Here is a 20,958-nt window from a genome sequence, read left to right as displayed (position 1 = left end):
GCGTGGGGCTCCGTCTCTACGACACCGCCCGCCGCGAGGTGGTTCCCTTCGAACCACCCGAGACCGTGCGCATGTACGTGTGCGGTATCACCCCCTACGATTCGACCCATCTGGGCCATGCCGCGACATACCTGGCGTACGACCTCCTGATCCGTCGTCTCGAGGAGCTCGGCCACGACGTCCGGATGGTTCGCAACGTCACCGACGTCGACGACTCGATCCTCCCGAAGGCCCGCGAGCTCGCCGTTCCCTACCTCGAGCTCGCGGAAGCGGAGATGCGCCGGTTCCGCAGCGACATGGAGTCCCTCGGGATGCGCCCCGCCGTCGCCGAGCCCCGCGCCACAGAGGCCATCCCCCACATCCAGGATCTCGTCGGTCGACTCCTCGAATCGGGTCACGCCTACCTCACGCACGGCACCGTCTACTACGACGTGTCCCGGTTTCCCGACTACGGCAAGCTGTCGCACTACCCGGAGGACCAGATGGTCCGACTGGCCCGTGCCCGCGGCGGCAACCCCGACGACCCCAGTCGGCGGGCGCCGCTCGACTTCGTGCTGTGGCAGGCCTCCGGGCCCGACGAACCGGCGTGGCGGGCACCGTTCGGAACGGGTCGGCCGGGCTGGCACATCGAGTGCTCCGCCATGGCCATGCACGAGCACGGCCCGACCCTCGACCTCCACGGCGGTGGCACCGACCTCATCTTCCCGCACCACGAGAGCGAGATCGCCCAGAGCGAGGCGCTCTCGGGCGAGCCGTACGCACGCCACTGGATGCACTCGGCGATGGTGAACTACGAGGGCGAGAAGATGTCGAAGTCGCTCGGCAACCTCGTGTTCGTCAGCGACCTGCTCGACACTGCCGACCCCCGGGCGATACGCCTGGCGCTGCTCCGCCACCACTACCGCGCCGGCTTCGAGTGGTACGACACCGACATCGAGGAGGGCACGGCGCTCCTCAACCGGCTCACAGCTGCGGCGAGGCGCGACTCCGGTCCCGACCCCCGGCCGTTCTCCGCGAGGGTACGCGCCGCGCTCGACGACGATCTCGATGCACCGCGCGCGCTGGAGGCGCTCGACGACCTGGCGAGCGCCATCCTCTCGGGCGGCTCCGACGAGTCGGCGCCGTCGACACTTTGCGAGCTGTCGGAGCTCATGGGCGTCGGCCTCTGACACGCTGCGACGTCCGCACCTGTCCGGGTAACAGTCGCGGGGTTCACAGGGGGCCGCTGGTAACGTCGCCCGCCGATGAGCGACCTCACCATCACGCTTCCCGACGGCTCCACGCAGCAGCACCCCGCTGGTGTGACGGCAGGGGAGATCGCGTCCGGTATCGGACAGCGCCTCGGCCGTGACGCCCTCGCCGCGCGTGAGGATGGCGCCTGGACCGACCTCGACCACCCGATCGAGCGCGACGTCGCCCTGGAGATCATCACGCCCGCGTCGCCCGAGGGTCGTGAGGTCCTGCGTCATTCCACGGCGCACGTGCTCGCCCAGGCCGTGACGGACCTGTTCCCCGGTGCCAGGTTCGCGATCGGCCCGGCCATCGAGGACGGCTTCTACTACGACTTCGAGCTCCCCGGGGGAGAGCACTTCTCCGAGGGGGATCTCGAGCGCATCGAGGAGAGGATGCGCCAGATCGTGGCGGACGACGAGGAGTTCGTGCGCGACGAGGTCGACCGGGACGACGCGCTGCGGATCTTCTCCGACCAGCCCTACAAGCGTGAGATCATCGAGCGCGTCGACCCGACGGACTCGTCCGAGGTCGAGGACGGTGAGGTGATCTCGCTCTACCGCAACCCGCGCGACGGCGCCGACGAGTTCGTCGACCTCTGCCGCGGCCCGCACGTCCCGTCCACGGGCCGTCTCGGTGCATTCAAGCTCCTCCACGTCGCGGGGGCCTACTGGCGCGGTGACGAGAAGCGCCCGATGCTGCAGCGGATCTACGGCACCGCGTGGGAGTCGCAGAAGGCACTCGACGAGCACCTGGAGCGGCTTGCCGAGGCCGAGCGGCGCGACCATCGGCGCCTCGGAGCCGAGCTCGACCTCTTCTCCTTTCCCGAGGAGCTCGGAGCCGGGCTGGCGCTGTGGCACCCGAAGGGCGCTGCGGTACGCCGCGTGATGGAGGACTACTCGCGCGACGAGCACGAGGCCGCCGGCTACGACCTCGTGTTCACACCCCACATCGCCAGGTCGAACCTGTGGGAGACGAGCGGTCACCTCGACTTCTACGCCGAGGGCATGTACCCACCCATGGAGGTGGAGGGCGCTCAGTACTACCCCAAGCCCATGAACTGCCCGTTCCACATCCTGATCTACAGGTCCCACACGCGCTCGTACCGTGACCTGCCCGTACGGATCTTCGAACTGGGCTCCGTCTACCGCTACGAACGGTCGGGTGTTCTGCACGGTCTCCTGCGGAGCCGTGGCTTCACGCAGGACGACAGCCACATCTTCTGCTCGCGCGATCAGATCGTCGACGTGCTGAGCGAGCTCATCGAGTTCGTGACCCGGCTGCTACGGGCCTTCGGCTTCGAGGACTTCGAGGCCGACGTGTCGACACGCCCCGAGGGGAAGTCCGTCGGCTCGGGGACCGACTGGGACCTGGCGACGGCGGCGCTCATCGAGGCCATCGGGGCGACCGAGATCCCGTTCGAGGTCGCGGAGGGGGAGGGGGCCTTCTACGGCCCGAAGATCGACATCCACGTGCGCGACGCCATCGGGCGGCGCTGGCAGCTCTCGACGCTCCAGGTCGACTTCCAGGAGCCCGCTCGCTTCGGGCTGAGCTACGTCGGCTCCGACAACGAGAAGCACCAGCCGATCATGATCCACCGTGCGCTGTTCGGCTCGATCGAACGGTTCTTCGGCCTTCTCATCGAGCACTACGCCGGAGCATTCCCCACGTGGCTGGCGCCGGTGCAGGTCACGGTGCTGCCGGTGGCCGACCGCCATGATCCGTACGCCCTTCGCGTCGCCGACCGACTCGAGTCGGAGGGATACCGGGTCGAGCGCGTCGACGCCTCGCACGATTCGCTCGGCGCCCGTGTCCGCGATGCCCGCCTCGCCAAGGTTCCCTATGTTCTCGTGGTCGGTGACGCCGACGCGGAGGCCGGGACCGTGGGCGTGAACCGGCGTGGTGTGAAGGAGCCCGAGCGCGACGTTCCTGTGGACCTGTTCGTGGACGAACTCGCCGCGTCTGTTGCTGCTCGATCATGACGGAGTTCAGCCCGTGACCTGTCCTGTGGCGCCCATCGCCTCGTCATGAGCATCGAGCGGATCTGGGCGGGGTGGCGTTCGTCCTACGTGGAGGGCGTGGCCGACGACAACCGCTCCGAGGGCGAGGCGGCGACCGGCGATCTCTTCGAGCGCCTGGCCGATGCAGATCCTGACGAGGCTCTCGTGCTCGCCCGCGACGCGTCGGTGTTCGCCGTCATGAACGCGTACCCCTACTCGTCGGGCCACTGCATGGTGGCGCCGCTACGCCGGGTCGGTCCGCTCGAGGACCTCACCGACGAGGAGCTCACGGCCCTGACCCGGATGGTGCGCGACGCCACGGTGGCCGTGAAGGCCGCCTACCGCCCCGACGGCGTGAACATCGGCATGAACCTCGGCACGGCGGCCGGTGCCGGGGTCCCGGGCCACCTGCACGTCCACGTGCTGCCGCGCTGGGCGGCCGATACGAACTTCATGACGACGGTCGCGGAGACTCGCGTCATGCCCGAGGACCTCCGCACGAGCTACGAAAAGCTGCGTGCGTCCTGGCCGGGCGGCTCGGGGACAGCGGAGTGAGCGACGCAGACGCAGGCGACGTGGTCGACCACGAGGTCTCCGACGACGTCGTCGACGAGGGTGACACGCTGCCCGACGATCTCGACGTCACGGCGTATGTCGGTCCCTACACGTTCCCCGACATCGCCCGGCGGCGCATCGCCGGCACGCTCTATCTGATCACCGCTGCCGGCTGCCTCGTGGCGTGGCTGCTGGGAGCGACCGCGGCGTTGCTCGTGGCGGCCGTGGTTCTCACGCTCATCGCCGCCTACCACTTCATCGCCGGCTGGCACCTGGCTGTCGACCAGACCGAGGCGCTGGCCATCGCCAACCGGGCCATCGGGATGCCGGTGGGGCACGCCTCGGCGCAGCTGGCGTGGCGGGGCCTGCGCAGCCGGCCCACGTGGCGGATCCTCGTCTACTCGGCGGAGTCACCGCCGAAGACCCGGGGGCTCGTGGAGCTCGACGGCGTCGACGGCGAGGTCCTGGGCTCCTACACCGAGGACAACCCCGAGGACTGGTCCGAGTTCGGCCTCGACGCGGAGTGACTCAGCCGCCGAGCGAGTCGGCGATGTGGGCGGGCACCTGCTCGTAGGAGTCGTGCTCGGCGTGGAAGCGCCCCCGGCCGTGGGTCATGGAGCGGAGGTCGATGGCGTAGCGCAGGATCTCGGCCGTCGGCACATGGGCCACGATTTCGGCCTCGCCGCGCCCGAGCGACGCCGATCCCTGGATGCGACCGCGCTTGGCGTTGAGGTCGCCCATCACGTCGCCCTGGAACTCCTCGGGGACCATCACGACGAGCTCACTCACGGGCTCGAGCACGACGGGCCTGGCGCTCTCCAGAGCGTTCCGGAACGCCAGCGATCCCGCCATCTTGAAGCTGGCCTCGTTGGAGTCGACGCTGTGGTGCTTCCCGTCGAAGAGCGTGACCTTCACGTCGACGACAGGGAAACCGTGGAGCCCGCCGCGCTCCATGGCCTCACGGATGCCCTTCTCGACGGCGGGGATGAACGGCCGGGGTATCGCGCCACCCACGACGGCGTCGACGAACTCCAGACCCGTTCCGGGCGGTGCCGGCTCGAGCTTGATGACGGCGACACCGAACTGGCCGTGGCCACCGCTCTGCTTCTTGTGCTTGCCCTCAGCCTCGGCCGACGTGGTGACGGTCTCGAGGTACTCGACCGCGACCGGCTCCTCGGTGGCGTCGACGCCGTACTTGTCGCGCAGGCGCGACATCGTGAGCGAGAGGTGGGTCTCTCCCATCCCCCGGAGAACGACCTGGTGCGTCCGGTCGTTGCGCTCCACCGTGAGTGAGGGGTCCTCGTCCTCGAGGCGGTGAAGTGCCGTGGCGAGCTTGTCGTCGTCGGCCTTGGTGGCCGCGCGTACGGCCGTGGCGAGAACCGGGGGCGGGCTCTCGAGAGGGTCGACCGTGACCGTGGCGCCGGAGGCGCGCAGGAGGTCGCCCGTGGCGGTGTCGGTCAGCTTGGCCACGGCACCGATGTCGCCCGCGCCGACCTCGGGCGTGGGCTCCTGCTCCTTCCCGCAGATCGTCGTGATCTGGTGGAGGCGGAGATCGGCCCCGGTGCGGTCGTTCGTGAGGTGGTCGTCGGATCGGACGGAGCCCGCCAGAACCTTGAAGAGGTTGACCCGGCCCACGTAGGGATCGGCGATGGTCTTGAAGACGAAGGCGGCCGTCCCGCCATCGTGCACGGTCGGGGGCGGGCCCTCGTCCACGATGAACCGCAGCAGCCGGTCGATGCCGATGTGGGTCGTCCCGCTCCCGCACAGCACGGGGAACACGTCGGCTGCGGCGATGCCGTCGGCGAGGGCGTGCACGATCTCGCCGAGGTCGAGCTTCTCGTCCGCGAGATACCTCTCGGTGAGGTCGTCGTCGCCCACGACGATGCCCTCGATGAGCGCCTCGTGGATCTCGTGCTCGGTGACCGCCATGTCGTCGGGGACGGGCCCGACGGTCGCGGTGCCGTCGACGTAGGTGCGCGCGCTGTCGTCGAGGAGGTCGATCACGCCACGGAAGTCGGCCTCGACGCCGATGGGGAGCTCCAGCGGCGCCACGCCCGCTCCGAACTTCTCCTTGAGCTCCGCGAGGGTCCGGTCGAATGACGCACGCTCCCGGTCGAGCTTCGTGACGAACACGGCGCGCGGAAGGTCGCGCTCCTCGGCGAGACGCCACGCTGTCTCCGTCCCGACTTCGACGCCCTCCACGGCGGACACGACGAAGACCGCCAGGTCCGCGACGCGCAGGGCTGCCGTCACGTCACCGATGAAGTCGGCGTAGCCGGGCGTGTCGATGAGGTTGATGCGGTGACCGTCGTAGAGGAGCGGAGCGACCGCGAGTGACACCGAGAGCCCACGGCGGACCTCCTCGGGGTCGAAGTCGCACACGGTCGTGCCGTCCTCGACGGTGCCGGCGCGGGGGACCGCTCCGGCTTCGAAGAGGGCTGCCTCGGTCAGGGTGGTCTTCCCGGAACCCCCGTGGCCCACGAGCGCCACGTTGCGGATCCTGTCGCTCGCCTCCGGTGACATGTGCCGGTCGTCCTTTCGAACCTCGGGAGCGGCGAGTGTAGGTCGCGAGCCCCGCGAGCGGCAGGGGTGCTCCGCCCCGGGGAACCTGCTAACCTGCTCGCGAACGCGAGCACTCCGTGCCGCAGCCGCGCGGCTCCGGACGCTTGCGTGTGGGCCCACCTGCCCGGGCCCTCCCGGTCGGAAGGACGACAGGATGCTCGACGGACGCATGCGCAACGGCGTGCAGCGGGGCCTCACCCCCGTGGGCGCCGGGCTCCGCCGCATCGGCGTCACCGCCAACCTCCTCACGGTGCTCGGCCTTCTCGCCTCGATCGCCACGGCCCTCCTCGTCGCCACCGGCCACCTCATCTGGGGCGTCGTCGGCCTGTGTGTCAGCGGGCTCCTCGACGTCCTCGACGGCACCGTCGCCCGCGGCAGCGGCGACGACGGTCCCCGCGGTGCGTTCTTCGACTCCGTCACCGACCGCGTGTCCGACGCCCTGCTGCTCGGTGGCGTGGCGTGGTACCTCGCGGGCACCAGCGCCTACGCGCCGATCCTGGCCTTCGCCGTGGCGGCCCTGGGCGCTGTCATCTCCTACGAGCGCGCCAAGGGGGAGGCGCTGGGTTTCAGTGCCAAGGGTGGCCTCATGGAGCGGGCGGAGCGCATGATCCTGCTCGGCGTCGGCCTGGCCTTCGACATCCTGATCCCGGTCCTCTGGGTGATGCTCGTCCTCAGTGCGGCCACCACGATCCAGCGTTTCGTGAAGGTCTGGCGACAGGCCGGCCCCCCGCGCGAGTCACGCACATGGCGCGTCCGGCACCGCCGCGCCGCGTCAGCCGAGGGAACGCAGCGCCGACGCTGGTGGGAGCCGCGGCCCGGCTCGAGCCGTGCCCGCCGCGAGCGCACGCGGGCGGGCCGTAGCACCCGACCCTGACAGCGGCCCGTCACGTGGCCGAGCCTCGACGGCCGACCGACCACTTCGCGTTCCTCGCGTACCGAAGCGCCGCGGAGATCGCCACGCGCGTTCCCGGGCCCATCGGCGAGCCGACGGCCCGTGCGCTCGGCCGCGCCCTCTCGCTCGCCCAACCAGGAAGGCGCCGCATCGTCCGTCGCAATCTCGAACGGGTGTGGGGTGGCCCGCGCGGGGCGGCCGCGACCGGGCGCGCCGTGTCCGCAGCGTTCGACTCGTACGGTCGCTACTGGCTGGAGCTGTTCCGGCTTCCCTCCGATCCCGACGGGGTGCTCCGGGGGTGGTCGATCGACGGCTTCGAACACGTGGAAGCGAGCATCGGGCTCGGCCGGGGAACACTCCTGGCGCTCCCACACCTCGGGGGGTGGGAGGCCGCGGGCCTCTGGATGACGTCGCAGGGTCACCACCTGAGCGTCGTCGTCGAGAAGGTGGAGCCCCCGGAGCTCTTCGACTGGTTCGTCGACATCCGTGAGTCGCTCGGCATGGACGTGATCCCGCTGGGCCCCGACGTGGCGACACGATCGCTGCAGGCCCTGGCCGACAACAGTGTGCTGTGCCTCCTGTGCGACCGCGACCTCACCGGCGACGGCGTCGAGGTCGAGTTCTTCGGCGAGACGACGACGCTGCCCGCCGGTCCCGCGCTCCTGGCACTGCGCACCGGAGCGCCGCTTCTTCCCGCGGCCGTCTACTTCAGACCCCGCGGCGGGCACCATGCCGTGGTCCGGCCTCCGCTCGACGCCGCCCGCCGTGGCAAGCTGAGGGACGACATCGTGGATCTCACCCAGCGCCTGGCTCATGAGCTCGAGGAGCTCATCCGGGCAGCGCCGGAGCAATGGCATCTGATGCAGCCCAACTGGCCCAGCGACCGCACCACCGGCGGCCGGGGACGGCGCGCCCCGTTCCGGATGCCGTTCCGGGCGCCGTGACGGCAGGGGACACCGGCCGGTGAGGGTCGCGATCGTCAGCCCGTACTCCCTGTCGGTACCCGGCGGTGTCCAGGGCCAGGCCCTCGGGCTCGCCCGTGCCCTCCGCGCGCAGGGAGTCGACGCGCGTGTGGTCGGCCCGTGCGACGGCCCACCACCGGAGCCCGGTGTCGTGCCCGTCGGAACGACAACGGGCGTCTCCACGAACGGGTCGATCGCACCCATCGCACCCGGGCCGGCGGTTGCCCGCCGCACCCGCGACGCCCTGCGCGACATCGACCCCGACGTCGTGCACCTGCACGAGCCCTTCGTGCCGGGACCGACGATCTCCACACTGATCGAGGGTGCCTGGCCCATGGTCGGGACGTTCCACGTCTCGGGAGATCCCGTGGCGGTGTACCAGATGGCCCGGTCGCTGACCCGGCGGGGGAGCCGACGGCTCTCCGCGGCGGTGGCGGTCTCGGAGGAGGCGCGGGAGACCGCGAGCTCCCTTCTCGACATCGAGTGCACCCTCCTTCCCAACGGCGTGGAGGTCGAGAGGTTCGCGGAGGCGCTGCCGTGGCCATCGGACCGTCCGGCCGTCGTATTCGTCGGACGCCACGAGCCCCGTAAGGGACTCGACGTCCTCCTGGAGGCCTACCGCGACCTCGGCGACGTCGCAGATCTCTGGGTGTGCGGTGACGGCCCCGCCACGAAACGGCTCCAGGCGTCGGCACCCGACGGGGTCGCATGGCTCGGCCGCGTCGACGACCGTGAGCTCGCTCGGCGCCTGAAGGGCGCTGCGGTTTTCTGTGCGCCCTCGGTGTCGGGGGAGTCGTTCGGGATCGTTCTCGTGGAGGCCATGGCCGCGCGCACGCCCGTCGTGGCGAGCGACATCGACGGCTACCGGCGTGTGGCGCGTGATGGCCGCGAGGCGCTGCTCGTGGAGCCGCGCCGGCCCGGCGCGCTCGCCGAGGCGATCCGCAACGTCCTCACGGACCCCGGGCTCGCCGCCGGTCTCGTCGAGGCCGGCATCGCGCGCGCCGACGAGTTCTCGATGAACGCCCTCGCGGAGCGCTACCGGGAGATCTACGAGTCGATCCGCGCCACGACGCCCGGATCGCTCGCGGGTCGTCGCTGACCCCGCCGTCGGTGGGCAGGTCCGAACGGCGTCGGCGCCCCCCCGGTGGCCGGGAACGTGCGGCTCCCGCCGTATGATGGTGCACCGGACCGGACCCACAGCACCACCCGCCGTCCACCGACCCGTCCGAGAAGAGGGGACACCCCGTGACCGCCTTCATCATCATCGCCGTGATCGTCGTCCTGCTCGTCATCACGGTGGTCGTCATGTACAACCGCCTCGTGCGTGACCGCAACCGGGTCGACAACGCCTGGTCGCAGATCGACGTGCAGCTCAAGCGCCGCTACGACCTCATCCCGAATCTCGTGGAGACGGTCAAGGGCTACGCCGCTCACGAGAAGGAGACCTTCGAGCAGGTCACGGCCGCACGCGCCCAGGCCATCAACGCGGAAGGCGTCCACGAGCAGGCCAACGCCGAGAACGTCCTGGAGGGAGCACTCAAGTCGTTGTTCGCGGTGTCCGAGGCGTACCCCGACCTCAAGGCCAACCAGAACTTCCTCAACCTCCAGGAGGAGCTCACCGCCACCGAGGACAAGATCGCCTACGCACGCCAGTTCTTCAACGACTCGACGCTGAACTTCAACACCCGGATCCAGAGCTTCCCCAACAACATCCTCGCGGGGATGTTCAACTTCACCGAACGCGAGTACTTCGAAGCCGACCCCGAGAGCACCGGGCCCGTGCAGGTGGAGTTCTAGACCGCTCCACGCCCCGGAGGCCCTCCCCGGGCCACCCCCGACAAGGACCGCAGAACCATCTACGAGCAGATCGCGTCCAACAAGCGCAAGACCTTCCTGATCATGGCGGGCTTCGTCGTCCTGATCGTCGGCGTCGTCACGGCCTTCGAGCTGGCCTTCGGCTACGGGCCGATCTGGATCGTGGTGGCGTTCGTGATCGCCATGCTCATGGTGTGGGGCTCGTACTACAAGTCCGACACCATCGCGTTGAAGGCGAGCCGGGCGAAACCGGCGCCCCGGGAGGAGTACGCGCGCTACCACAACCTCGTGGAGGGGCTGTGTATCGCCGGCGGCCTCCCCAAGCCCCGTCTCTACATCGTCGACGACCCCGCCCCCAACGCCTTCGCCACGGGTCGTAACCCCCAGCACGCCGCCGTGGCCGTCACGACGGGCCTGCTCGAGAAGATGAACCGTGTGGAGCTGGAGGGCGTCCTGGCCCACGAGCTCAGTCACGTGAAGAACTACGACATCCTGGTGTCGACCATCTGCGTCACGATGGTCGGCGTCATCGCCCTGCTCGCCGACATGGGCTTCCGCATGATGTGGCTCGGGGGCGGGCGCCGCCGCGACAACAGCTCCGGGGGCGCCGGTGCACTTCTCCTGGTGTTCGCCCTGCTCCTGCTGGTCCTGGCGCCGATCATCGCCCGGATCATGCAGTTCTCTGTGTCACGCAAGCGTGAGCTGCTGGCGGATGCGTCGGGGGTCCAGCTCACCCGGTACCCTCCGGGGCTGATCTCGGCCCTCGAGAAGCTGAAGGACGACCAGACCGTCGTCCACTCCGCCACGAAGGCCACGGCCCAGCTCTGGATCGAGTCACCGCTCGACGAGGAGGAGGGCCACAAGCAGGCGAAGCTCAACCGGATGTTCCAGACGCATCCGCCACTCGACGAGCGCATCCGGATCCTGCAGGAGATGTAGGTCCACCGGTTTCCTCGACTCGTCGTCCAGACTCTCACCAACGCCACGCCCGGGAGGTCGCGTGCCCACACGTTCCCGTTCCACGGTCCCCGTCCTGCTCGCATTCCTCGTCGCTCTCGCGCTCGTCGTGGGGGCCTGCTCGGGGGGTGACTCGAAGGAGGCGACCGCCACGGGCGAAGAGGTCGAGGCCCCGGCCGAGTCGAGCCCCACGGCGCCGCTCACCGGCCTGCCCGACCCCGACGGCGAGGCGGCCTCGCGGCCGGCGCTGTCGGTCAAGATCGACAACAACCCCGACGCGCGCCCACAGAACGGCCTCAACCAGGCCGACATCGTGTGGGAGGAGGTCGTCGAGGGCAAGGCGACGCGGTTCCTCGCCGTGTTCAACTCGCAGTCCCCCGAAACGGTCGGCCCCATCCGCTCGGTGCGCTTCACCGACCCCGACCTCGTGTGGCCCCTCGGCGGCCTGTTTGTGTACTCGGGCGGTGTTCCCGAGGCGGTGGCGGCGCTCAACGCGGTCCCGGTCCAGTCGGTCGACGAGAACATCGAGGAACCCGAGATGTTCCGGTTCGGCGACCGCCCGGCTCCGCACAACCTCTACGGCCGCCCGAACGAGCTCTGGAAGCTGGCCGAGGACCCTGCGGCCCCGCTGCCGCTGCTGCGCTATCTCGAGGGCGACGAGACCTTCGGGAACGACGGCGGGACCGACGTCGAGGCGGTCACGATCGACTTCGACTCCATCGGGGGCGGCTACACGGCCACGTGGATGTGGGACGCGGACGCCGGCCAGTTCGTGCGCTCCACGGAGGGGGAGCCGCAGGTCGACGCCCTCGACGACTCGCCTCTGGCCTTCCCCAACCTCATCATCCAGTTCATCGACTACAACGGCGGCGCAGGGGTCGAGGGTGCCAAGGGAACCGTCGTCGGGAGTGCCGACGCCTGGGTGCTCAGCGAAGGCCAGTTGGTGATGGGCACGTGGTCACGCGCGGATCTCGACTCGCAGACCGAGTTCCGCGACGCCAACGGTGAGCTCGTCAAGCTCCCACCCGGACGTACCTGGATCACGCTCCCGCAGATCGGCAGCTCGGTGGACGTTCAGGCCGCGGCTCCGACCGAGAGCCCGTCCCCGGAGTAGCCCCGGAAGCGCGCTGCACGCCGCGTCACGGTGGATTCGACCACGTGGGCGGGCAGGTCGCCCGGTAGCATGAAGCCGTGAGCGACTCCACCCCCGACCCGGCGGCGCCCGCCGGAACCACCGGCACGACCCGGGTCAAGCGCGGCCTCGCCGAGATGCTGCGCGGGGGCGTCATCATGGACGTCGTCACGCCTGAGCAGGCGGTCGTGGCCGAGCAGGCCGGTGCGGTGGCCGTGATGGCCCTCGAGCGGGTGCCGGCCGACATCCGTCGCGACGGTGGCGTCGCCCGCATGAGCGACCCCGAGATGATCGAGGCCATCCAGGCCGCCGTCTCGATCCCCGTGATGGCCAAGTGCCGCATCGGCCACTTCGCCGAGGCACAGGTCCTCGAGTCGCTGGGTGTCGACTACATCGACGAGAGCGAGGTGCTCACACCCGCCGACGAGGCCCACCACGTCGACAAGTGGGCCTTCACCGTGCCCTTCGTGTGCGGTGCCACCAACCTCGGTGAGGCCCTGCGCCGAATCTCGGAGGGCGCCGCCATGATCCGCTCCAAGGGGGAGGCCGGCACCGGCGACATCGTGCAGGCGGTGCGCCACCTGCGGTCCATCCTCGGCGACATCCGCGCGCTGACCGTCTCCGACTCCGCCGGGATCCACCGCCGGGCCAAGGAGATGCAGGCGCCCGTCGACCTCGTCGCCGAGGTCGCCGAGCGTGGCGAGCTACCCGTCCCGCTGTTCTGCGCCGGGGGGATCGCCACGCCCGCCGACGCGGCGCTCGTGATGCAGCTCGGCGCCCAGGCCACGTTCGTCGGCAGCGGGATCTTCAAGAGCGACGATCCCGCACCGCGCGCCAAGGCCATCGTGGAGGCCACCGCGCACCACGCCGATCCCGCCATCGTCGCCAAGGTGTCGCGCGGCCTGGGTGATGCGATGCCCGGGCGAGCCGAGGGCGAGCTCGGCGAGCACCTGGCCGACCGCGGCTGGTGAGACCTTCGTCTCCGGGCCCGCTCCTCGATGACGGTCGGCCCGTGAAGGTCGGCCCGTGAAAGTGGGCCCGTGAAAGTCGGCATCGTCGCCCTCCAGGGCGCGTTCCGCGAGCATCGTGAGGTCCTCGAGGCCCTCGGCGCCACCACGTGGGAGGTCCGCACCCCCGAGCACCTCGCCGGCGCCGACGCGGTCGTGCTGCCGGGCGGCGAGTCCACCACGATGGGCAGGCTCCTCGACACGAGCGGCCTCGGCCCCGCGCTGGGTGAGGCGATCGACGACGGCACGCCCCTGCTCGCAACGTGCGCCGGCCTCATCCTCGTGAGCGAGGGCGGGCCGCTGGCGTGTCTCGACTGCTCGGTCGTCCGCAACGCCTACGGGCCGCAGGTCGCTTCCTTCGAGGCGCCGCTCACGGTGTCGGGGCTGCCAGGCGGTACGTTTCCGGGGGTGTTCATCCGTGCACCGGTCGTCGAGCGTGTCGGCGCGGGTGTCGAGGTGCTGGCCACCCACGGGGATCACCCGGTGTACATCCGCTCGGGATCCGTCCGGGCGACAACGTTCCACCCGGAGCTCGCCGACGACCCGCGGCTCCACGAGCAGTTCCTCTCCGAGGTGACCGCATGAGCGGACATTCCAAATGGCACTCGATCAAGCACAAGAAGGGCGCGGCCGACAAGGCGCGCGGGAAGCTCTTCGCGAAGCTGATCAAGCAGATCGAGGTGGCGGCCCGCACCGGGGGAGGCGACGTCGACGCCAACCCCACGCTGCGCACCATGGTGCAGAAGGCGCGAGACAACTCCGTCCCGGTCGACACGATCGAGCGGGCCGTCAAGCGCGGTACCGGTGAGCTCGAGGGCGTCAGCTACGAGGAGGTCTCCTACGAGGGGTATGCGCCCCACGGCGTGGCCCTCTACGTGGAGTGCCTCACCGACAACCGCAACCGCACGGGTGCCGAGATCAAGAACCTCTTCGCGCGCAACGGCGGCTCCTTCGCCGAGCCGGGCGCCGTGGCGTGGCAGTTCGAGCGTCGCGGCATCGTGATGCTCGACACATCAGCCGGCAGTGAGGACGACATCATGCTGGCGGCCCTCGAGGCGGGCGCCGACGACGTCGAGACCCAGGGCGACGCCATCCAGGTCACGACGCCCGCCACCGACGTCCACGCTGTGCGCTCCGCCCTCGAGGAGGCCGGGTTCGCCGTGTCGAGCAGCGACCTCACCATGCTCCCCACCTCGACGGTCGACCTGGCCGACGAAGCCGAGGCCAAGGCGGTCCTGCGGCTCATCGACGCGCTCGACGACCACGACGACGTGCAGGACGTGTTCGGCAACTTCGACATTCCCGACGACGTCCTCGAGAGCGTCGGTGCCTGATGACCGTGGCGGCGGCCATCTTGGCGGCCGGCGCCGGGTCACGCTTCGACGGGGAAGTCCCCAAGGTGCTGGCAGGCCTGGGTGGGCGAACTCTGCTGTCGCGTGCGCTCGGCGCAGCGCTTTCTTCTCGTTGCGCTCCGGTCGTCGCAGTTGTTCCACCCGCTCCTCCCGACATCGCCGACGCGGCTGCGACGCAGCCTGGCGTGACCGTGCTCACGAACCCGGATCCCGCGCGGGGGCTGTCCTCGAGTCTGGTGTGCGCCATCCACCACGTGAGCGGCCTCGCCGACGTCAGTGCCCTGTGTGTCGGTCTCGGGGATCAGCCGCTGCTCGACGCCGCGGCGTATGACCGGCTGATCGAGGCGCACCGGACCGGCGCGGACCTGGCGGTGGCGACCTACGAGGGCCGTCGTGGCCACCCTGTTCTCCTCGGCCGTGGTTCGTGGGCGGAGGCGGCGGCGCTCGGCGGCGACCGCGGCGCCCGGGCACTGCTCGACACGGGAGATCCGACCGAGGTGGCGTGCGACGGTGCCGGTCGGCCCGACGATGTCGACACCCCGGCCGACCTGCGTGCCCTCGGCCACCGCAGCTGAACGCCGCGCCGTTGGTCCGCCACATCGGTCCCGCCGCGCCGTAGGATCGAACCCATGTTCGATCATGGGGCGGACGGGCACCGTCCCGACGGAACGGTGCTCGGAATCGACCCGGGCCTGTCGCGCTGCGGCTACGGGGCGGTGCGGCGCGAGGCCGGCGGCGCCCGGGCTGTCGCCTACGGCGTGCTGCGGACTCCTGCCGGCGACGGCCTGCCGGAGCGCCTCGCCGCCCTCCAGGGCGACCTCGAGTCACTGCTCGACGAGATCCGCCCGGCGTCGGTCGCCGTCGAACGGGTCCTGTTCCAGAACAACGTCCGCACGGCCATCTCGGTGGGTCAGGCCAGCGGGCTCGCCCTAGCCACGGCGGCGTGCCGCGGTGTTCCGGTCGTCTGTTACAGCCCCAACGAGGTGAAGCTCGCGGTGGCGGGTCACGGAGCGGCCGACAAGCGCCAGGTCCAGGACATGGTGGCCCGCATGCTCGGCCTCGAGGAGCCACCCCGCCCGCCCGACGCCGCCGATGCGCTGGCGCTGGCGCTCGCCCATCTGTGGGGCGCACGGATGCGGTCGCTCGTCCCGAGCGCGGCCACGTCGACGTCGAGCTCCACATCGCGGGGAGCCTCACGTCTCGACGCGGCGATACGCCGCGCCGTCGAACGCGACAACGGCACCGGCGGGGCCCCGTCGTCCGGGGCGCGCAGCACAGCAGGTGGTGCCGGGGGGCCGGCGTGATCGGCTCTCTGCGTGGCGAGGTGCTGGAGCGCACCACGACGGGAGAGGTCATCGTCGACGTGGGCGGTGTCGGCTACCGGGTCGCCGTGCCGCTCGGCGCTGTTCCCTCACTCGAGCCCGGTGGCCCCACGTTTCTCTTCGTCCACACGAAGGTCCGCGACGACGCGATCGAGCTCTTCGGTTTCCCGACGCGTGACGAACGCGACACCTTCGAGGCGCTCATCGGTGCGAGCGGTGTCGGTCCGAAGGTGGCGCTGGCCATCCTGTCGGTCCACCCACCCGCCGCGTTGCGGCGCGCCCTGGCCGACGACGACCAGAGTGCTCTCACCGCCGTCCCGGGGGTCGGCCCACGAACGGCCAAGCGGCTGCTCGTGGAGTTGAAGGAGCGCCTCGACGTTCCCGACCTCGACCTCGCCGCCGGTGAGCCGGGTACCGTCACGCCGCGTGCGGAGGTCCGTGCCGCGCTGGCCGAGCTCGGCTACGGCGCCGACGAGATCCGCGACGTCGTCGGGCGCCTCCCCGAAGACGCCCCCGTCGAGGAGCTCCTGCGCGAGGCGCTCCAGCTCCTCAACGTCAGGTCGGCCTGAGTGTCCCGCGAGGAGCTTCTCCAAGGGAGCGCGGAGCCGGCGGAGCAGGCCGAGGAGACGTCGTTGCGGCCGCGTCGCCTCGACGACTTCGTCGGGCAGGCGCGCCTCAAGGAGAAGCTCACCGTCCTGTTGGAGGCGGCGCGTGGCCGCGAGCAGGCGGCCGACCACATGCTCTTCGCCGGCCCGCCCGGCACCGGCAAGACGTCGTTGGCCGGCATCATCGCGGCCGAGATGGGGGTACGTCTCCAACCCACGAGTGGGCCCGCACTGGAGCGCGCCGGCGACCTGGCGGCGATCCTCACGAACCTCGACGACGGCGACGTGCTGTTCGTCGACGAGATCCACCGGCTCCCGCGTCCCGTCGAGGAGGTCCTCTACCCGGCCATGGAGGACTTCCAACTCGACATCGTGATCGGCAAGGGCCCCGCCGCCCGGTCGATCCGCCTCGACCTGCCACGCTTCTCGCTGGTCGGGGCCACGACCCGCACCGGGCTCATCACCGGCCCGCTGCGCGACCGCTTCGGTTTCGTGGGGCGGCTCGACTTCTACGAGACTGCCGACCTGGTCGCCATCGTCACGCGCACCGCCGGCATCCTCGGGGTGGCGTTGGCCGAGGAGGGTGCCGCCGAGGTGGCGATCCGTAGCCGGGGGACACCGCGTATCGCCAACCGGCTCCTCAAGCAGGTGCGTGACTACGCGCAGGTCCGGGGTGACGGCACCGTCGACGCCGACATCGCCCGCGACGCGCTGGCGCTCTTCGAGGTCGACGCCCGGGGCCTCGACAAGGTCGACCGGGCCGTCCTCCATGCGCTGTGCGTGACCTTCGCCGGGCGCCCCGTGGGGCTGAGCACGCTGGCGGTGGCCGTCGCGGAGGAGCCCGACACCGTCGAGGACGTCTACGAGCCGTTCCTCCTGAAGGAGGGCCTCCTGGAGCGCACGCCCCGCGGGCGCATGGCCACGCCCGCCGCCTTCGAGCACCTCGGTCTCGACCTGCCCGAGCCCCCCTCCCCCGGCCACGCCCTGTTCTGATGTGTCAGTAGACGTCGGCGGCCTCACGTGGTGAGCGCGCTCCGGACGCCTCAAGGGTGCCCGCTGCCCGCTGCCGCCGGGGTGGGCTGTACGATGACTCCACACTCCACCGCTTCCGAACCTGTCGAGGTAGACCCGTGGTACCCCTGATCTTCCTGGCCCTGATGGTCGCGGCCTTCTGGTTCCTGATCATCCGCCCGCAACGCAAGCAGATGGCAGCCCACCAGGAGCTCCTGGCCGCTCTGGAGGAGGGCGACGAAGTGGTCACCAGCTCGGGGATCTACGGGCGCATCGACGTGATCGACGAGGCCACGATCGACCTGGAGATCGCCGAGGACGTCGTGATTCGCGTGTCACGCGCCTCGGTCACGCAGCGCCTGGGCGACGAGCCCGAGGCCGGCCCCGATGACGTCGAGGACGATCTCGACCTGTCGGGCGCCGACGGAGACGCTCACAGCTTCGAGTAGCTCTCTGTGCGCCGAAACCGGGTTCTTCTCTTCGGGACGATTCTCGTCGTCGTCGCCGCTGTCGCCGCGACGATCCTCGTCGGCAACAAGCCGGTGCTGGGCCTCGATCTCCAAGGCGGGATCTCGGTCCGCCTCATCCCGGTCGGTGACAAGGGTTCCGACTGGGACGCCGACGGTCTCGACCAGGCCGTCGACATCATCCGTCAGCGCGTCGACGCCCTCGGGGTCGCCGAGCCCGAGATCACGCGTGAGGGCGACAGCATCGTCGTGCAACTCCCCGGGGTGAAGGACCGCGACAAGGCCGAGCAGCTCGTCGGCCAGACGGCCGAGCTGCGGTTCCGCCCGGTGATCCAGACCCTGCCGATCGACTCGTTCGATGAGAACGGTGTCCTGATCACCGAGCCCGAGGGGAGCACCACGACCACGACGGCCGGCGACGAGACCGCGCCTGAGGATCCGGCCGAATCATCGACAACGACGACGGCCGACGACGGGACGGCACCCGAGACTCCGGCCGCCGAGTCGACCACGACGACCGCACCCGCCGACGCCGCCGCCGACCCGGGTGCCCAGGAGCCCGGAGCGGAGGCCGGGACGACGTGCCCCGACGACACGGAGATCCGCATCACGCCCCGCGAGGAGGATCTGGCCGAGTGCACCGTCGCGCTCCCCGACAGGGAGGAGGAGTCGGTGCTCCTGATGGGCCCCGCTGTTCTGACGGGTACCGCGGTCGACACCGCCCGTGCGCAGTTCCTCCAACCCGGCCAGCAGCAGTCGGGCTCGGGCCCGTGGGTGGTCACCGTCGACTTCACGAGCGAGGGGGGCGATGAGTTCGTCTCGAAGATCGCCGAGCCACTGGTGGGCCAGCAGGTCGCCATCGTCCTCGACGGTGTCGTGCAGTCGGCGCCCGTCATCAACCCGGGGATCACGAGCGGCTCGGGTGTCGAGATCACCGGGGACTTCTCCGAGGATGACGCCAAGGACCTCGCCACGGTCCTGCGATTCGGCTCGCTTCCGGTCGTTCTCGAGCAGGAGGCGGCGGTGGCCGTGTCGCCCACGCTGGGCCAGGACCAGCTGGTCGCGGGCATATGGGCCGGCGCCATCGGCCTCGCACTCGTGGCGTTGTTCATGACGTGGTACTACCGGATCCTCGGTTTTGTCGTGCTGGGGGGGTTGGTCGTCGAGGCCGGCGCCCTCTGGGCCCTCGTGGCCTACCTGGCCGGCGCCATCGGCCTCGCTCTCACCCTCGCGGGGGTCACCGGGCTCATCGTGTCGATCGGCGTCACCGTCGACTCGTTCATCGTCTACTTCGAGAGGCTCAAGGACGAGGTCCGCACCGGCAAGACGATCCGCTCGGCCGTCGACAAGGGCTTCCAGAGGTCGTTCCGTACGATCATCACGGCCGACACGGTGTCGCTGATCGGCTCGGCTCTCCTGTACTGGCTGGCGATCGGTGCTGTGAGAGGTTTCGCACTGTTCCTCTTCCTGTCGACGGCGCTCGACATCATCGTGGCCTACACGTTCATGCATCCTCTCGTGGCGGTGATCGCCCGGAGCCCGAAGCTGGTGCAGGCACGCTGGATCGGTCTGGCGGCGGCGCTCCGGGCCGAAGAGGCACGTCGATGAGCATCCGGTCGACGATGCACGCCGTCGGCGAGGGGACCACGACATATCCGTTCGTCGAACGACGGTGGAGATGGTGGATCCTGTCACTGGTCCTCCTCGCGATCAGCCTCGTGTCGTTGTTCACGCGGGGACTCAACCTCGGAATCGACTTCGAAGGAGGCACGTCCTTCCTGGTCAAGTCCGAGAACGCCGACCCGACCGTCGGCGGCGTCCGCGACGTACTCGGCCGGTTCGACCTGTCCGACGCGAAGGTCGCGATCCTCGGCGACGACACGATCCGGGTGCAGACCGAGGAGCTCGACCCCGGGGCCACGACCGTCACGGTGACCGTCGACGAGGCCGGTCCCACCCTCGACGCCGTCGATGCCCAGACCGCGTCGATCGGGTTGGATCTCGCCGTCGAGGAGGGCGATGCGGTGATCGAGGTCTCGGCGACCCGGGAGCTCGACGAGTCCGACCAGGAGCGCCTCACCGACGCCATCGGATCCGTCGAGGGAGTCGAGCCGGGCGAGATCGACGTCGTGGTCCGCTCCGGAGGGGCCACGGAGGTGGCGGTGGCCCTGGCCGACTACGCCGGTGTGGAGCCCCGCGACGTGAGCATCTCGGAGGTCGGCCCGACGTTCGGAAAGACCGTGGCCGAGAAGGCCCGCAACGCCCTCGTCCTGTTCTTCGGCGCGGTGGCGCTCTACCTGACCATGCGGTTCCGGGGTAACTGGAAGATGGCTGTGTCGGCGCTGCTGGCCGAGGTCCACGACATCGCGATCACGGTCGGCGTGTACTCGGTCACGGGATTCGAGGTCACTCCGGCGACGGTCATCGCCTTTCTCACGATCCTCGGCTTCTCCCTCTACGACACCGTCGTTGTGTTCGACAGGGTCGACGAGAACCTCTCGCGCCTCACGATGTCGGGACGCCAGACCTACTCGGATGTCGTCGACCGCTCGATGAACGAGGTACTCGCTCGTTCGTTGTCGACGTCGCTCGTGGCGATCCTTCCCGTGACGTCCCTGCTCGTCATGGGCACCTACGTGTTCGGCGCGCCCGCCATCCTCGAGTTCGCGCTGGCGCTCTTCGTCGGCATCATCGCCGGTACGTACTCGTCGATCTTCGTGGCGACGCCGATCCTGGCGGTCTGGAAGGAACGCGAGCCGCGGTACCGGGATCTCCGCCACCGGGTCGAGGCCCGGGAGGCCGCCCGCCCGAAACGGGTCAACGCCGTCGTGTCCGCGGCAGTCGACGCGGTGCCGACGGACGCCGCGGAGGAGCCCGAGGGTCACGGCTCCGTGGAGATGCACGACGACACGACAGGCGCCGCGCACGGCGACGTGCCTGTCGAGGACTCCCCGTCACGGCGTACGGCGACACCAGGCACGCGCCCGGACAGCTCGAGCCCGATCGCGCCGCGAGGCCGGAAGAGGAAGCGCCGCAAGAAGCGCCGCTGAACCGTCGCCGGGTAGATCGGCTCGCCGGCGCCCAGCTCT

The 20,958-nt window shown here is 70.3% G+C and carries 21 protein-coding genes; 20 read left to right on the top strand and 1 reads right to left on the bottom strand.

Going from position 1 to position 20,958, the window contains the following annotated elements; all coding sequences use genetic code 11:
• The first annotated feature begins 2 nt into the window (after positions 1–2).
• The 4 genes from cysS (at position 3) to R3A49_03690 (ending at position 4,312) form a co-directional block, all read left to right on the top strand.
• A complete protein-coding gene (gene cysS / locus R3A49_03705) occupies positions 3–1,169 on the top strand; it encodes a cysteine--tRNA ligase (protein ID MEZ5169834.1) in 1,167 nt (388 codons plus the stop codon).
• A gap of 75 nt (positions 1,170–1,244) precedes the next feature.
• On the top strand, positions 1,245–3,212 hold the full coding sequence (thrS, locus tag R3A49_03700; GenBank protein ID MEZ5169833.1) for a threonine--tRNA ligase: 1,968 nt from the start codon (positions 1,245–1,247) through the stop codon (positions 3,210–3,212).
• Positions 3,213–3,257: 45 nt separating this feature from the next.
• Positions 3,258–3,785: an HIT domain-containing protein gene (locus tag R3A49_03695; GenBank protein MEZ5169832.1), complete on the top strand. Its 528-nt coding sequence runs from the start codon at positions 3,258–3,260 to the stop codon at positions 3,783–3,785.
• A complete protein-coding gene (locus R3A49_03690; protein ID MEZ5169831.1) occupies positions 3,782–4,312 on the top strand; it encodes a hypothetical protein in 531 nt (176 codons plus the stop codon). Before R3A49_03695 ends, R3A49_03690 begins: the two co-directional genes overlap by 4 nt.
• Position 4,313: 1 nt before the next feature.
• Here R3A49_03690 and R3A49_03685 read toward each other — a convergent pair whose 3' ends face one another.
• Positions 4,314–6,308, bottom strand: a complete 1,995-nt coding sequence (locus tag R3A49_03685; GenBank protein ID MEZ5169830.1) for an elongation factor G — start codon at positions 6,306–6,308, stop codon at positions 4,314–4,316.
• A 193-nt stretch (positions 6,309–6,501) separates the two neighbouring features.
• Between R3A49_03685 and R3A49_03680 the strand changes: the two genes are divergently transcribed.
• From R3A49_03680 to secF, 16 genes are all read left to right on the top strand, one after another.
• The gene (locus tag R3A49_03680; GenBank protein MEZ5169829.1) at positions 6,502–7,221 is read left to right on the top strand and encodes a CDP-alcohol phosphatidyltransferase family protein; all 720 of its coding nucleotides are present in this window, start codon (positions 6,502–6,504) and stop codon (positions 7,219–7,221) included.
• A 14-nt stretch (positions 7,222–7,235) separates the two neighbouring features.
• Positions 7,236–8,183 carry a phosphatidylinositol mannoside acyltransferase gene (locus R3A49_03675; protein ID MEZ5169828.1) on the top strand — a complete coding sequence of 316 codons (948 nt, stop codon included), beginning with the start codon at positions 7,236–7,238 and terminating at the stop codon, positions 8,181–8,183.
• Between the two features lie 19 nt (positions 8,184–8,202).
• Positions 8,203–9,300, top strand: coding sequence for a glycosyltransferase family 4 protein (locus tag R3A49_03670; protein ID MEZ5169827.1), 1,098 nt, complete (start codon positions 8,203–8,205; stop codon positions 9,298–9,300).
• Positions 9,301–9,446: 146 nt separating this feature from the next.
• A complete protein-coding gene (locus tag R3A49_03665) occupies positions 9,447–9,998 on the top strand; it encodes a LemA family protein (protein MEZ5169826.1) in 552 nt (183 codons plus the stop codon).
• A gap of 102 nt (positions 9,999–10,100) precedes the next feature.
• A complete protein-coding gene (locus tag R3A49_03660; protein ID MEZ5169825.1) occupies positions 10,101–10,955 on the top strand; it encodes a M48 family metallopeptidase in 855 nt (284 codons plus the stop codon).
• 61 nt (positions 10,956–11,016) lie between these two features.
• The gene (locus R3A49_03655; GenBank protein ID MEZ5169824.1) at positions 11,017–12,087 is read left to right on the top strand and encodes a DUF3048 domain-containing protein; all 1,071 of its coding nucleotides are present in this window, start codon (positions 11,017–11,019) and stop codon (positions 12,085–12,087) included.
• Between the two features lie 77 nt (positions 12,088–12,164).
• Positions 12,165–13,076 (top strand): pyridoxal 5'-phosphate synthase lyase subunit PdxS, encoded by a 912-nt coding sequence (gene pdxS / locus R3A49_03650; GenBank protein MEZ5169823.1) that lies wholly within the window; start codon positions 12,165–12,167, stop codon positions 13,074–13,076.
• Positions 13,077–13,145: 69 nt separating this feature from the next.
• The gene (pdxT, locus tag R3A49_03645) at positions 13,146–13,697 is read left to right on the top strand and encodes a pyridoxal 5'-phosphate synthase glutaminase subunit PdxT (GenBank protein ID MEZ5169822.1); all 552 of its coding nucleotides are present in this window, start codon (positions 13,146–13,148) and stop codon (positions 13,695–13,697) included.
• Complete coding sequence (locus R3A49_03640; protein ID MEZ5169821.1) at positions 13,694–14,446, top strand: YebC/PmpR family DNA-binding transcriptional regulator; 753 nt, start codon at positions 13,694–13,696, stop codon at positions 14,444–14,446. The genes pdxT and R3A49_03640 overlap by 4 nt, the downstream gene beginning before the upstream one ends.
• Positions 14,446–15,039 carry a nucleotidyltransferase family protein gene (locus R3A49_03635; protein MEZ5169820.1) on the top strand — a complete coding sequence of 198 codons (594 nt, stop codon included), beginning with the start codon at positions 14,446–14,448 and terminating at the stop codon, positions 15,037–15,039. The genes R3A49_03640 and R3A49_03635 overlap by 1 nt, the downstream gene beginning before the upstream one ends.
• A gap of 54 nt (positions 15,040–15,093) precedes the next feature.
• Positions 15,094–15,768 (top strand): crossover junction endodeoxyribonuclease RuvC, encoded by a 675-nt coding sequence (gene ruvC / locus R3A49_03630; GenBank protein MEZ5169819.1) that lies wholly within the window; start codon positions 15,094–15,096, stop codon positions 15,766–15,768.
• A complete protein-coding gene (gene ruvA, locus R3A49_03625; protein MEZ5169818.1) occupies positions 15,765–16,355 on the top strand; it encodes a Holliday junction branch migration protein RuvA in 591 nt (196 codons plus the stop codon). The genes ruvC and ruvA overlap by 4 nt, the downstream gene beginning before the upstream one ends.
• Positions 16,356–17,384, top strand: a complete 1,029-nt coding sequence (ruvB, locus tag R3A49_03620; GenBank protein MEZ5169817.1) for a Holliday junction branch migration DNA helicase RuvB — start codon at positions 16,356–16,358, stop codon at positions 17,382–17,384. It begins immediately after the preceding gene.
• 137 nt (positions 17,385–17,521) lie between these two features.
• A complete protein-coding gene (gene yajC / locus R3A49_03615) occupies positions 17,522–17,851 on the top strand; it encodes a preprotein translocase subunit YajC (protein ID MEZ5169816.1) in 330 nt (109 codons plus the stop codon).
• A gap of 6 nt (positions 17,852–17,857) precedes the next feature.
• The gene (gene secD / locus R3A49_03610; GenBank protein ID MEZ5169815.1) at positions 17,858–19,477 is read left to right on the top strand and encodes a protein translocase subunit SecD; all 1,620 of its coding nucleotides are present in this window, start codon (positions 17,858–17,860) and stop codon (positions 19,475–19,477) included.
• Positions 19,474–20,919 (top strand): protein translocase subunit SecF, encoded by a 1,446-nt coding sequence (gene secF, locus R3A49_03605; GenBank protein ID MEZ5169814.1) that lies wholly within the window; start codon positions 19,474–19,476, stop codon positions 20,917–20,919. The genes secD and secF overlap by 4 nt, the downstream gene beginning before the upstream one ends.
• The last annotated feature ends 39 nt before the right edge of the window (positions 20,920–20,958 follow it).

The organism is Acidimicrobiia bacterium (genome assembly GCA_041394025.1).
In the GTDB taxonomy this organism is placed as follows: Bacteria; Actinomycetota; Acidimicrobiia; order IMCC26256; family JAOSJL01; genus JAOSJL01.
The sequence above is the reverse complement of the archived record's forward strand: the minus strand, read 5'-3'. Positions and strand labels throughout refer to the sequence as shown.

What these genes read in the sequence shown, in the direction of transcription:
- R3A49_03640 (MEZ5169821.1), top strand. Translation starts at nt 13,694, where the DNA reads ATGAGCGGACATTCCAAATGGCACTCGATCAAGCACAAGAAGGGCGCG.
- secF (MEZ5169814.1), top strand. Translation starts at nt 19,474, where the DNA reads ATGAGCATCCGGTCGACGATGCACGCCGTCGGCGAGGGGACCACGACA.
- R3A49_03695 (MEZ5169832.1), top strand. Translation starts at nt 3,258, where the DNA reads ATGAGCATCGAGCGGATCTGGGCGGGGTGGCGTTCGTCCTACGTGGAG.
- R3A49_03635 (MEZ5169820.1), top strand. Translation starts at nt 14,446, where the DNA reads ATGACCGTGGCGGCGGCCATCTTGGCGGCCGGCGCCGGGTCACGCTTC.
- R3A49_03685 (MEZ5169830.1), bottom strand. Translation starts at nt 6,308, where the DNA reads ATGTCACCGGAGGCGAGCGACAGGATCCGCAACGTGGCGCTCGTGGGC.
- R3A49_03680 (MEZ5169829.1), top strand. Translation starts at nt 6,502, where the DNA reads ATGCTCGACGGACGCATGCGCAACGGCGTGCAGCGGGGCCTCACCCCC.
- ruvC (MEZ5169819.1), top strand. Translation starts at nt 15,094, where the DNA reads ATGTTCGATCATGGGGCGGACGGGCACCGTCCCGACGGAACGGTGCTC.
- R3A49_03660 (MEZ5169825.1), top strand. Translation starts at nt 10,101, where the DNA reads ATGGCGGGCTTCGTCGTCCTGATCGTCGGCGTCGTCACGGCCTTCGAG.
- thrS (MEZ5169833.1), top strand. Translation starts at nt 1,245, where the DNA reads ATGAGCGACCTCACCATCACGCTTCCCGACGGCTCCACGCAGCAGCAC.